Origin of the sequence: Streptomyces hirsutus (assembly GCF_001418415.1) — a bacterium.
GTDB classification, from domain to species: Bacteria; Actinomycetota; Actinomycetes; order Streptomycetales; family Streptomycetaceae; genus Streptomyces; species Streptomyces hirsutus.
Map to the genome: position 1 here is coordinate 1 of NZ_LIQT01000366.1, position 11666 is coordinate 11666.

Annotated in this window: 12 protein-coding genes; 3 read left to right on the forward strand and 9 right to left on the reverse strand. The window is 71.1% G+C overall.

Going from position 1 to position 11666, the window contains the following annotated elements; all coding sequences use genetic code 11:
- Positions 1-38 precede the first annotated feature (38 nt).
- From AOK11_RS26055 to AOK11_RS26065, 3 genes are all read right to left on the reverse strand, one after another.
- Positions 39-797, reverse strand: coding sequence for a methionine ABC transporter permease (locus tag AOK11_RS26055; protein WP_055596159.1), 759 nt, complete (start codon positions 795-797; stop codon positions 39-41).
- On the reverse strand, positions 794-1867 hold the full coding sequence (locus tag AOK11_RS26060) for a methionine ABC transporter ATP-binding protein (protein ID WP_055596160.1): 1074 nt from the start codon (positions 1865-1867) through the stop codon (positions 794-796). Before AOK11_RS26060 ends, AOK11_RS26055 begins: the two co-directional genes overlap by 4 nt.
- 424 nt (positions 1868-2291) lie before the next feature.
- The gene (locus tag AOK11_RS26065; protein ID WP_055596161.1) at positions 2292-2942 is read right to left on the reverse strand and encodes an HAD family hydrolase; all 651 of its coding nucleotides are present in this window, start codon (positions 2940-2942) and stop codon (positions 2292-2294) included.
- Positions 2943-3056: 114 nt separating this feature from the next.
- Here AOK11_RS26065 and AOK11_RS26070 point away from each other — a divergent pair, with 114 nt between their 5' ends.
- Complete coding sequence (locus AOK11_RS26070) at positions 3057-3416, forward strand: hypothetical protein (protein WP_055596162.1); 360 nt, start codon at positions 3057-3059, stop codon at positions 3414-3416.
- Positions 3397-3846 carry a hypothetical protein gene (locus AOK11_RS26075; RefSeq protein WP_055596163.1) on the forward strand — a complete coding sequence of 150 codons (450 nt, stop codon included), beginning with the start codon at positions 3397-3399 and terminating at the stop codon, positions 3844-3846. Before AOK11_RS26070 ends, AOK11_RS26075 begins: the two co-directional genes overlap by 20 nt.
- Before the next feature lie 82 nt (positions 3847-3928).
- On the opposite strand, the gene AOK11_RS26080 is transcribed toward AOK11_RS26075, so the two are convergent.
- The 3 genes from AOK11_RS26080 to AOK11_RS26090 form a co-directional block, all read right to left on the reverse strand.
- On the reverse strand, positions 3929-4426 hold the full coding sequence (locus tag AOK11_RS26080; protein ID WP_055596164.1) for a GNAT family N-acetyltransferase: 498 nt from the start codon (positions 4424-4426) through the stop codon (positions 3929-3931).
- 57 nt (positions 4427-4483) lie between these two features.
- Positions 4484-4987: a sigma-70 family RNA polymerase sigma factor gene (locus tag AOK11_RS26085; protein ID WP_055596170.1), complete on the reverse strand. Its 504-nt coding sequence runs from the start codon at positions 4985-4987 to the stop codon at positions 4484-4486.
- A gap of 74 nt (positions 4988-5061) precedes the next feature.
- Positions 5062-6261, reverse strand: a complete 1200-nt coding sequence (locus tag AOK11_RS26090; RefSeq protein ID WP_055596165.1) for a glycerophosphodiester phosphodiesterase — start codon at positions 6259-6261, stop codon at positions 5062-5064.
- A 500-nt stretch (positions 6262-6761) separates the two neighbouring features.
- On the opposite strand from AOK11_RS26090, the gene AOK11_RS26095 reads away from it, so the two are divergent.
- Positions 6762-7433 carry a lysophospholipid acyltransferase family protein gene (locus tag AOK11_RS26095; protein WP_055596166.1) on the forward strand — a complete coding sequence of 224 codons (672 nt, stop codon included), beginning with the start codon at positions 6762-6764 and terminating at the stop codon, positions 7431-7433.
- 120 nt (positions 7434-7553) lie between these two features.
- Here AOK11_RS26095 and AOK11_RS26100 read toward each other — a convergent pair whose 3' ends face one another.
- The 3 genes from AOK11_RS26100 to AOK11_RS26110 form a co-directional block, all read right to left on the reverse strand.
- Entirely contained in the window at positions 7554-8525 is a 972-nt protein-coding gene (locus AOK11_RS26100) for an aldo/keto reductase (protein WP_055596167.1), read from the reverse strand.
- Between the two features lie 90 nt (positions 8526-8615).
- Positions 8616-10043, reverse strand: coding sequence for an argininosuccinate lyase (gene argH, locus AOK11_RS26105; RefSeq protein WP_055596168.1), 1428 nt, complete (start codon positions 10041-10043; stop codon positions 8616-8618).
- A gap of 175 nt (positions 10044-10218) precedes the next feature.
- Complete coding sequence (locus AOK11_RS26110) at positions 10219-11412, reverse strand: argininosuccinate synthase (RefSeq protein ID WP_055596169.1); 1194 nt, start codon at positions 11410-11412, stop codon at positions 10219-10221.
- Positions 11413-11666: the final 254 nt, after the last annotated feature.

Below are 11666 nucleotides of genomic sequence, written 5' to 3' on the forward strand. Positions count from 1 at the left end.
GATCGGGGGGTGGGCGAAGGCTGGGGGCGAGGCCCGGGCTACTCGGCCTTGCCGGCGTCGGCCGTCGCGGCCGTCGCCGCCGTCGCCGCCGGTTCCTTGGCCTTGAGTAGCCGCAGCCTCGGCCCGGAGCCCTGGCGTCCGCCCCGGTGGTGCAGGGAGCGGGCCGCGTAGTCGCCGGCGAACTGGATGAGGGAGATGACCACGGCGAGGACCGCCACGGTGATCCACATCAGTCCGGTCTCGAAGCGCTGGTAGCCGTAGCGGACGGCGAGGTCGCCGAGTCCTCCGCCGCCCACGGTGCCGGCCATGGCCGAGTAGCCGATGAGGGCGACGATCGTGGTGGTGATGCTGGCGATCAGCGAGGGCAGTGCTTCGGGGACGAGGACCCGACGGACGATGGTCCAGGTATTGCCGCCCATGGCCTGCACGGCTTCGACGAGCCCGTGGTCCACTTCGCGCACGGCCGTCTCAACGAGCCGGGCGAAGAAGGGGATGCCGCCGATGGCGAGCGGCACGATCGCGGCCTCGCTGCCGATGGTCGTCCCGGTGATCCAGCGGGTGAAGCTCATCAGGGCGACCATGAGGATGATGAACGGCATCGAGCGGCCGACGTTCACGATCTGTCCGATGACCTTGTTCACCAGACCGTTCTGCAGCAGTCCGCCCTTGTCGGTGAGGACGAGCAGGACGCCGATCGGGAGGCCGAGGGCGACGCTGATCAGGGTCGACCAGCCGACCATGATCAGCGTCTCCCCACACGCCTGTTCCAGCAGCGGCTGCATCTGGGACCAGGTCACTTGGCCTCCTCCTTCACGAGCGCCGACGGCGCCCGGTCCACCTGCTGTGTCTGCTGCGCCGGTTCCGTCTGTTCGACGGTCTCGATGTGCAGCCCCTGTTCGCGCAGGAAGCCGATCGGTACGACGTTGTCCTCGTAGCGGCCCGGGAGTTCGATGCGCATCCTGCCCACCTGGAGGCCGCCGACGGTGTCGATGGCGGCGCCGAGGATCGAGATGTCGATGTTGTAGGTGCGGGCCAGCTGGGAGATGACCGGCTGGGTCGCGCTCTCGCCCTGGAAGGTGATGTCCAGGACGGTGCGGTTGTCGCCCGACGCCTCGCCGGCGACCGGGAACAGCGCGGAGGCCAGTTCGGAACCGGGGGTCGCCAGAAGGTCGGTGACGGTGCCGGACTCGACGACGCGGCCGTGTTCCATCAGCGCGGCCGAGTCGCAGATCGACTTCACGACGTCCATCTCGTGCGTGATGAGCAGGACGGTCAGACCGAGCTGGCGGTTGAGGTCGCGCAGCAGCGTCAGGATGGAGCGGGTGGTCTCCGGGTCGAGGGCGCTGGTGGCCTCGTCGGAGAGCAGCACCTTGGGGTCGCCGGCCAGGGCGCGGGCGATGCCGACGCGCTGCTTCTGGCCGCCGGAGAGCTGGGCGGGGTAGGCCTTGGCCTTGTCGGCGAGGCCGACCAGGTCGAGCAGTTCCAGCGCCTTGCGGGAACGTTCCTTCCCCGACCGGCCGAGGATCTCCAGCGGCAGTTCGACGTTGTCCTGCACGGTGCGTGAGGAGAGCAGGTTGAAGTGCTGGAAGACCATGCCGATGCGGCTGCGCGCCTGTCGCAGTTCCCGGCCGGCCCGCGGCCCGCGCCCGGCCAGGGCGGTGAGGTCCTGCCCTGCGACGGTCACGGTGCCCGAGGTGGGGCGCTCCAGCAGGTTGACGCAGCGGATGAGCGAGGACTTTCCGGCGCCGGACTGGCCGATGACGCCGTACACCTCGCCTTCGCGGACGTGCAGGTCGACGCCGTCCAGGGCGGTGACCTCGCGTCCGCGCGAGCGGTAGACCTTGGTGAGGCCCGAGGTGGTGATCACGTGGGTAACCGTCACTTTCGAGTGCGCGGCACGTCAGGGCAGCCGCGCACGAGGCATTGAGGGGCGAAGCTCAGGGGCCGGAAGCGGCCCGGACTCGGCACGGCCTCTCGCGAGCGGTGCGGAAGCAACCAGGGAGAGACGTGCGCGCGGGGGCGTGGTTCGGTGCGCATGCGGAACGCGGAGGACTCGCGTGCGGGTACGAACCGGCTCTCGCTTCGGGGCGCGAGGCTCAGATGCTGCGGGGGCCCTCTAGAAGGCGCGCATTCGGAGCGGACACATACATCCGGCACCGAGCGGCACACGCGCTTCGGTGGCAGGGATGCGGTCGCTCGTCGTGGTCATGCGGCAAGTAAAGCAGATGTTCGCCCCTGACCGGAGAGGGCTGTCCATATTCCGGACAGCCGTGGACACCCGTGACCGCACGTCAGGACCGTGCGCTGATCTCCAGCCCGGCCTCCGTGACCAGTACGGACAGGGCCGACAGGTCCCCGACCACGAGATCGGCGGTCAGTTCGTGGGCCTGGTGGGTTGTGGCCAAGGCCACGGTGGTCATCCCGGCCGCCCGGCCCGCCTGGAGCCCGGCGGGGGCGTCCTCGAAGACGACGCAGTGGGCGGGGTCGACGCCGAGGGCGCGGGCGGCGAGCAGATAGGGCTCGGGGTCGGGCTTGCCCCGGGTGATGTCGTCGGCGGCGACGAGAGTCTTGGGCAGGATGCCGGCGGCGGCGAGGCGGGCCTCGGCCAGCCGCCGGGTCGCGGAGGTGACGACGGCCCAGCGGTCGGCCGGCAGCGCGCCGAGGAGGTCCAGGGTGCCCGGCAGCGGGATCGCACCGCCGTTCGGCACGTCCTCCACCTCCAGGTCCTCGATCCGTGCGACGGCCTCGGGCACGACATGGGCGGGCAGCAGGTCGGCGGCTATCTCGACGGCCGGGCGGCCGTGCAGTTCGATCCGCCCGAACTCCTCGGCCGTGATCCCGTACTCGACGGCCCACCGGGTCCAGCAGCGCTGCACGGATTCGAGGGAGGAGACGAGAGTGCCGTCGTTGTCGAACAGGAGGGCTTGCGCATGGATGGTCATGCCATCGACCCTACGGGCCCCGGTGTGCGGCTGTGCCCGTGCCCGGCCCCGCCGCGTACGGGCACGGTGGGGCCGGGCACGGTGGGACCATTACGGCGTAATAAGGTCGCTGCCATGCTTGATGCCCTGACGCTGGCGACCGGCGTCGCCGCGCTGCTGCTCGCCGCCTGGTGCGGCTGGGCCGCCTACCGCGACCAGCCGACGAAGGACTGGCACTTCATCGGCATGGCCGTGGTCACCCTGCTGACGCTGGTTCAGCTGGTGGTCGGGGTCGTGCAGCTGGCCCGGGGCGAGGAGCCGGAGCAGGGGACGGTCATCTTCGTGGCGTACCTGCTGGGCTCGTTCGCGTGCGTCCCGGCGGCGGGCTTCATGTCGCTGGCCGAGCGCACCCGGTGGGGCTCGATCACGGTCGCCGCGAGCGGTGTCGTGCTGGCCGTGCTCGAGGTGCGGCTCTATGACATCTGGAAGGGCTGAGACGACCGTGACGGACCAGGAACCGGAGCAGAAGCCGGGCGGGACCCGGCTGATCGGCGGGCCCGGACTGCTGCTGGTGTGGCTGTACGGGGTGATGGTCGTCGGCGCCGTGTCGCGTTCCGTGTACCAGATCGCCACCGAGTTCGACCGGGCGCCGCTCGCCTACTCGCTCTCGGCGATCGCCGGAGTGGTCTACGGCTTCATCACGTACACCCTGGTCCGCGGCGGGGAGACGGCCCGCAGGGCGGCGCTGGTGTGCTGCGCGGCCGAGCTGGCGGGTGTCCTGACGGTCGGCACCTGGACCCTGGTGGATCCGTCCGCCTTCCCCGACGCGACCGTGTGGTCGGACTACGGGATGGGCTACCTGTTCATCCCCGTCCTGCTGCCCCTCACCGCGCTGTACTGGCTGCGCAAGGCCCGCCCGGCGTAACGGGCGTGCCCCGGGCGAACGGTGACGGGGCCGCGCCCCGATCGGGCGCGGCCGCCCCGTCACCCGCCCGGCGCTCTTCCCGTCAGGCGGTGGTCGCGTACGAGTCCGCCGTCTTCTCCAGGACGATCATCGGTACGCCGTCCGTGCCCCGGGACGTCCCGACCCGCTGGTAGCCGACCCTGCTGTACAGCTGGAGGTTGCTCTCGCTGCGGTGACCGGCCTGGAGACGGAACATCCTGGCGCCCCGCTCGTCGGCGAGGGCGGACTCGGCGGCGCGCAGCAGCCGGGCACCGATGCCGTGGCCCTGGAGGCGGGGGTGGACGCAGAGCTTGCCGATGGCCGCGGCGGCGTCCTCGGTGCTCCTGCCGTGCACCGAGCCGACGATCTCGTCGCCGAGCCGGGCGACGAAGACCAGGTCGGCGGTGACCTCCTCGCGGACCGAGTCCAGACTCTGGACGAGCGGAGCGATGCGGTAGTTGCCGTACAGCGCCGCCTCGCTCTGGAAGCACAGGTACTGCAACCTGAAGATCTGCTCGGCGTCCTGCTCCGTCGCCGCAGAGATGGTCACGCTCATGCCCATGTGCGCACGCCTCCCGCTCACCTGATCACCTGTGGTCCCTCACTCCTATCCCCGTCCTCACCCCGATGCAACCTCCGGCGCGAGCAAACGACGCAGACATCCAAGACATCTGGAGCGTTCCGGACCCAGACTGCCTTGTGAGATACCCAACTCCCCTGCGATTTCCCGGTATGTCGGGTCGTGCGGGGACAGCAGGGCCTCCAGCAGCCGGGGACAGCGGCCGGGCAGCCGGCGCACCGCGTCCCGCAGGGCGCGGCGGCGGGCGGCGGCCAGGGCGAGGAACTCGGGGTCGCCCTCGCCGGTGCCGGCGGTGTCGGCGGGGTCACCGGCCCACGGCGTCTCGTGCCGGGCGGTGCGGCGGGTGCGGCGGGCCTCGGTGCGGACGGTCCGGCGGAGCCAGCCCGGCGGATCGTGCGGCGGGTCGTGTGCGTCGAGGCGCTCCAGGAGGCGCAGCCAGACCGCCTGTTCCAGGTCGGCGGGTTCGGCGCCGGACGCGTACGCCTCGGCGGAGGCCTCCGCGGTGAGCAGCGGACGGAGGGCGGTGACCAGGTCGTGCGTCATACGCGCAACGACGCCGGCCGCCCCGGCGGGGTTGCCGGAGCGGCCGGAACTCACCCCGACCGGGGCGGAACGGCTCAGCCGTTGACGAAGTCCTCGCGGGCCAGCAGACCGGTGTCCGGGTGGTCGGTGAAGACGCCGTCGATGCCGGTGGCGAAGTAGGCCCGGAAGGCGCCGAAGACGTCGCCGTAGGCGTCGGGGTCGCCGCCCTTGCGGAAGTTCGCGGGCAGGAAGGGGTTCTCGTTGCGCATCGTGTAGGGGTGCAGGATCAGCCCGGCCCGGTGCGCGTCACGGACCAGGGTGGTGGGCTCGGTGAGGTTTCCGGCCGCGTCCCTGGGGATGACCAGGTCCAGGGTGGGGCCGATGCCCTGCGCGTAGGAGGCGATCTCCTTGAGGCCCTTCGGCGTGACGAGGTCGGCCACCTTGCGCGGGTCGCCGTTCTCCACGAAGTCCCAGGGGCGGCTGTTCGCGCCGGAGAGCAGCACGGCGAGCGGGTTGCCGACGAGCCGGCTCATCCGCTGGATGCTGGTGGGCTCGAAGGACTGGACGATGACGGGCGAGTTCTTCTTGTCCTTGCCGTGCTTGCGCAGCAGCCGGGCGAGGAGTTCCTCGGTGCCCAGGCCCAGCTTGCGGAAGTAGGTGGGGTGCTTGAGCTCGGGGTAGATCCAGACCTGCTTGCCGCGCTCCCGGGTCTGCTCGTTCTGCCAGCGGAGCACCTCTTCGAAGGTGGGGATCCCCCAGCGGCCGTCGTAGAGGGTGTTGTGCGGGCGGTTGGCCGGGATGCGCTCGACGGCGCGGAGCCGCTTGAGTTCGGCGAGGGTGAAGTCCTCGGTGAACCAGCCGGTGACGGAGACACCGTCGAGCAGCTTCGTGCGCTCGCGGTCGGCGAACTCGGGACGGTCCGCGACGTCCGTGGTGCCGCCGATCTCCGGCTCGTGCCGGCAGACGAGGTGGCCGTCCCTGGTGGGCACCAGGTCGCCGGCCTCGACGATGTCGGCGCCCAGGTCGAGGGCCAGGTCGTAGGCGCCGAAGGTGTGCTCGGGCCGGTATCCGCTGGCGCCCCGGTGGCCGATGACCGTCGGGACGGGCAGGCCCTTGAGTCCTCGTCCGCCGCCGCGCCGGGACGCGCCGGGCCGGCTCTCGGCGGCTCTCGCCGTGCCGCCCAGTCCGAGGACCGTGCCGCCCGCGCCGAGCACCGCCGCGCCGAGGAGCGCGCGCCGTCCGGTCCCGCCGGTCGCCGTTTCGTCCGTCCGCTCGCCCGACTCCTGCGTTCCCATGGGGACCCTCCTGCCGTTGGCCGTCACTGCGGGGCGATCGTAGGGGCGCGTACATGACGAACGGGAGACCATGGCCGGAACACGCGGGTGACACGGGGATACGGGATGCCACACGGGTGAGCCGCAACCCGAACGGCCGCACGGGGAAGAAATCCTGACATGCCGTCGGGTTCGGGGGCGCCGCACCGGGGTACCCGACCGCTCCGGGGGGTCTGCGGCGCGCCTCCCGCGGGCCGGGGGGCATGCGTGGTTCCCTCCGGGCCGTGCCCGGACTCCGGACCGACGGCGGTCGCACCCCGACCGGCGCCGGCTCCCCCGGACGCGACATGCCTCACATCCCGGCGCACGGGTTACGGGCGCGCAACATCGTGTCACCGCAGGTGAACATGCGTAGACACCGTGTAATACCTGGGTGAACCCGACGTGCGGCGCCCCCTCGGCCGCGAGTAATGTCCTCACCTGCACAGACTCATATCGCATTCCCGACACCGGAGGACCCGTTGTCCCGCTTCGCACTCATCAAGGCAGTGCTCGGCCCGGTCATGCGCCTGATGTTCCGCCCACGGGTGGAGGGCCTGGAGCACATTCCGGGTGACGGTCCGGTGATCCTGGCGGGCAACCATCTCACCTTCATCGACTCGATGGTCCTGCCGCTGGTCTGCGACCGCCAGGTCTTCTTCATCGGCAAGGACGAGTACGTCACCGGCGAGGGGCTCAAGGGCCGGCTGATGGCCTGGTTCTTCACCGGCGTCGGCATGATCCCGGTCGACCGCGACGGTGGCCGGGGCGGGGTCGCGGCGTTGATGACGGGCCGCCGGGTGCTGGACGAGGGCAAGGTCTTCGGCATCTACCCGGAGGGCACCCGCTCCCCCGACGGCCGTCTCTACCGGGGCCGGACCGGTATCGCGCGGCTCACCCTGATGACGGGCGCGCCCGTCGTCCCGTTCGCCATGATCGGCACCGACAAGCTCCAGCCGGGCGGCGCGGGTCTGCCCCGGCCGGGCAGGGTCACGGTCCGCTTCGGCGAGGCGATGGAGTTCTCCCGCTACGAGGGCATGGACCGCGACCGCTACATCCTGCGGGCCGTGACCGACTCGGTGATGACGGAGGTCATGCGCCTGTCCGGGCAGGAGTACGTGGACATGTACGCCAGCAAGGCGAAGGCGGCCTGACGCCCGACGCCCCGTGACCTCCGGCGGGGCGAGGGCACCGCGGCCCTACGGACGCCCGGCCCCGGCGGTTTCGCCGGTCTCCGTGTTCCCGGCGGCGGGCCGGCCCGAGGCAGGGGCTCCTCAGTGCCAGGCCAGCCGTCCGCGCCGCTCCCAGTACGCGTGCGGGTCCTCGGGCAGCGCGGCGAGGCGGGCGAGCTGGTCGTCGTCGAGGTCGACGACGGCCGCGTGCAGGTTGGAGGCGAGCTGCACGGTGGTGGCGGCGCCGGAGAGGACGACGCCCGCCCAGGGCCGGCGCAGTACGAGCGCGAGGGCGACGGCGTCGCACGCCAGTCCGGTCTCCTCGGTGACGGCCCTGAGCGCGTCGGGGGCGTGGGCAGCGGCCAGCCGCCCGTTGGCCATGGCCTCCTTGACGATCACCGTGAGCCCGGCGTCGTGGGCCTCGGCCAGGGCGGGCTCGGCGGAGGTCTCCAGCGCGTTGTACGTGGACTGGACGGTACGGAACAGGGGTTCGCCGTCGACGGTGACGGCGAGCGCGGCGCGGATGGCGTCGGCCTGGGCCGGGCCGCTGGTGGAGAAGCCGACCGTGAGGCCCCGGGCCGCCGCCTCGGCGAGCCGGACGTGGAGGTCCTTGTCGGTGAGTGCGGGGCTCTCGGGGGTCACCGAGTGGATCTGGTAGAGGTCGAGCCGGTCCCCGAGCAGCGCGTCGGACTCGGCGCGCTGCCGCTCGTAGGCGGCGAGGGAGTGATCCTTGATCTCGTGGTGCTCGGCGTCGGTGGACCAGTCGGCGGTGTACGTGTAGCCCCATTTGCTGCCGATGACGACGTCGTCGGCGTCGGGCCGCTTCGTCAGCCAGTCGGCGAGGAACTCCTCCGACCTGCCGTACGAGCGGGCCGCGTCGAAGTAGCGGACGCCCTGGGCGTAGGCGGCGTCGAGGAGGTCGTGGGTACGGGTGCGCAGGGCCTCGACGCCGCGGTCGGCGCCGAGGTCGTCGTCACGGCCCAGGTTGATGTAGCCGGGTCGTCCGACGGCGGCGAGTCCCAGGCCGATGTGGCAGGTGGGGGTGGTGGCCGAGGCCAGTGCGGAGAAGGGCATCGGGGCTCCGTTCGGTCGGCTCCTTGCGGCTGCGACCAACGTAACCCGCGATGCCCCTGCGACACCCGCTCCCTTGCTTCTCGGCGTCGGCTACTTCTTGGCGTCCGCCCACGCGCGCTGGGCGGCCAGGTCCGTCCTGAGCTCGGCGAGCTGGACGGCGACCGCGCTCGGTGCCGTGCCGCCGCGACCGTCGCGGGAGGCGAGGGCTCCGGGGACGTTGAGGACGGTGCGCACCTCGGGGGTGAGGTGGGTGGAGATCTTCACGAACTGCTCGTCGGTCAGCTCGTCGAGCTCCTTGCCCTCGGCCTCGGCGGTCTTGACGCACTCGCCGGCGACCTCGTGCGCGACGCGGAACGGCACGCCCTGCTTGACCAGCCACTCGGCGATGTCGGTGGCCAGTGAGAAGCCAGCCGGGGCCAGCTCCTCCATGCGCTCGCGGTGCACGGTGAGGGTGGCCATCATCCCGGTGAAGGCCGGCAGCAGGATCTCCAGCTGGTCGATGGAGTCGAAGACCGGCTCCTTGTCCTCCTGGAGGTCGCGGTTGTACGCGAGCGGGAGGGCCTTGAGGGTGGCCATCAGGCCGGTCAGGTTGCCGATCAGCCGGCCCGACTTGCCGCGCGCCAGCTCCGCGATGTCCGGGTTCTTCTTCTGCGGCATGATCGACGAGCCGGTGGAGAAGGCGTCGTGCAGGGTCACGAAGGAGAACTCCTTCGTGTTCCAGATGATGACCTCCTCGGCGATCCGGGAGAGGTTCACGCCGATCATCGCGGTGATGAAGGCGAACTCGGCGACGAAGTCCCTGGATGCCGTGCCGTCGATGGAGTTGGCCGCGCTGCCGTGCTCGAAGCCGAGGTCCCGGGCCACCGCCTCGGGGTCCAGGCCGAGGCTGCTGCCGGCCAGTGCGCCCGAGCCGTAGGGCGAGACCGCGGTCCGCTCGTCCCACTGGCGCAGCCGCTCGGCGTCCCGGGACAGCGCCTGGACGTGGGCGAGGACATGGTGGGCGAAAAGCACCGGCTGGGCGTGCTGGAGGTGGGTGCGGCCGGGCATGGCCGCCTCCGGGTGGGCCTCGGCGAGGCCGACGAGGGCGTCCTGGAGGTCGGCGATCAGGCCGCCGAGCGTGCGGGCGTGGTCCCGCAGGTACATCCGGAACAGGGTCGCGACCTGGTCGTTCCTCGAGCGGCCGGCGCGCAGTTTGCCGCCGAGGTCGGGGCCGAGGCGCTCCAGCAGGCCGCGTTCCAGGGCGGTGTGCACGTCCTCGTCGGCGATGGTGCCGGTGAACGAGCCGTCGGCGACGTCCGCCTCCAGCCGGTCGAGGCCCTCGATCATGCGGGTGAGCTCGTCCTCGGTGAGCAGGCCCGCTCCGTGCAGCACGCGTGCGTGCGCCCGCGAACCGGCGATGTCGTAGGGCGCGAGCCGCCAGTCGAAGTGGACGGACGCGGACAGCTTGGCCAGGGCCTCGGCGGGACCGTCGGCGAAACGGCCGCCCCAGAGCCGTACGTCACCGCTGTTGCTGCTCACTTGCGTTGCTCCTCGAAGACAGGCAGGTCATGGATGGGCCACATCATGGATGCGCCGCCGCCTCCTCACTCAGGCGCAGGAGAGTGAGGAGGCGGTGTCAGAGTAGTGCGTGACGGGGCGTCAGCCGGTCAGGCCGTCGGGGTCCGTCCGGTCGGGCGATCCGCCGGTCGGAGGGTCAGGCGAGGTCGCGCTTGGCGGCGATCTTCGACGACAGGCTGTAGATGTCGATGAAGCCCTTGGCCGCGGCCTGGTCGAACGTGTCGCCGGTGTCGTAGGTGGCGAGGTTGAAGTCGTACAGGGACGACTCGGAGCGCCGGCCGGTGACGACGGCCCGCCCACCGTGCAGGGTCATCCGGACGTCGCCGTTGACGTGCTGGTTGGCCTCGGTGATGAAGCCGTCCAGCGCGCGCTTGAGCGGGGAGAACCACTGGCCGTCGTAGACCAGTTCGCCCCAGCGCTGCTCGACCTGCCGCTTGTAGCGGGCGAGTTCGCGCTCGACGGTGACGTTCTCCAGCTCCTGGTGGGCCGTGATCAGCGCGATGGCGCCGGGAGCCTCGTACACCTCGCGGGACTTGATGCCGACGAGGCGGTCCTCGACCATGTCGATCCGGCCGACGCCCTGGGCGCCCGCGCGCTCGTTGAGCTGCTGGATGGCCTGGAGGACGGTGACGGGCTTGCCGTCGATGGCGACCGGCACGCCCTCCTTGAAGGTGATGACGACCTCGTCGGCCTCGCGCGCCACGGCGGGGTTCTGCGTGTACTCGTAGACGTCCTCGATCGGCGCGTTCCAGATGTCCTCGAGGAATCCGGTCTCGACGGCGCGGCCGAACACGTTCTGGTCGATGGAGTACGGCGACTTCTTCGTGGTCGCGATCGGCAGGCCCTTGGCCTCGCAGAAGGCGATGGCCTTGTCGCGGGTCATGGCGTAGTCACGGACCGGGGCGATGCACCTCAGTTCGGGGGCGAGGGCGACGATGCCGGCCTCGAAGCGGACCTGGTCGTTGCCCTTGCCGGTGCAGCCGTGGGCGACGGTGGTGGCGCCGTGCTTCTGCGCGGCGGCGACGAGGTGCTTGACGATCGTCGGCCGGGACAGCGCGGAGACCAGCGGGTAGCGGTCCATGTAGAGGGCGTTGGCCTTGATCGCCGGGAGGCAGTACTCGTCGGCGAATTCGTCCTTGGCGTCCGCGACCTCGGCCTCGACGGCACCGCAGGCGAGCGCGCGCTTGCGGATGACGTCCAGGTCCTCGCCGCCCTGGCCGACGTCGACCGCAACGGCGATGACCTCGGCGCCCGTCTCCTCGGCGATCCAGCCGATGGCGACGGAGGTGTCCAGACCGCCCGAATAGGCGAGTACGACGCGCTCGGTCACGGGATTCTCCTTACAGTGCATTCGCTGACATGCATGAGTATGCAGGAGGATGCATGATTCGTCAATCCGACTCCATCCGGAAGGCCTAACTCCGATCGGAGGGGTCGATTTCGCATGGAGTGTACGGAGTCCTCCGTACGGAGTGCGCGGAGCCCGGGATTGATTCGGCGTGTGATTGAACGCGGGTAATCGCTTTCCCGTACCTCCCGCCGGACGCAGGCGCCGCGTCGGCACATCCGGGCCCTCCCCCACGG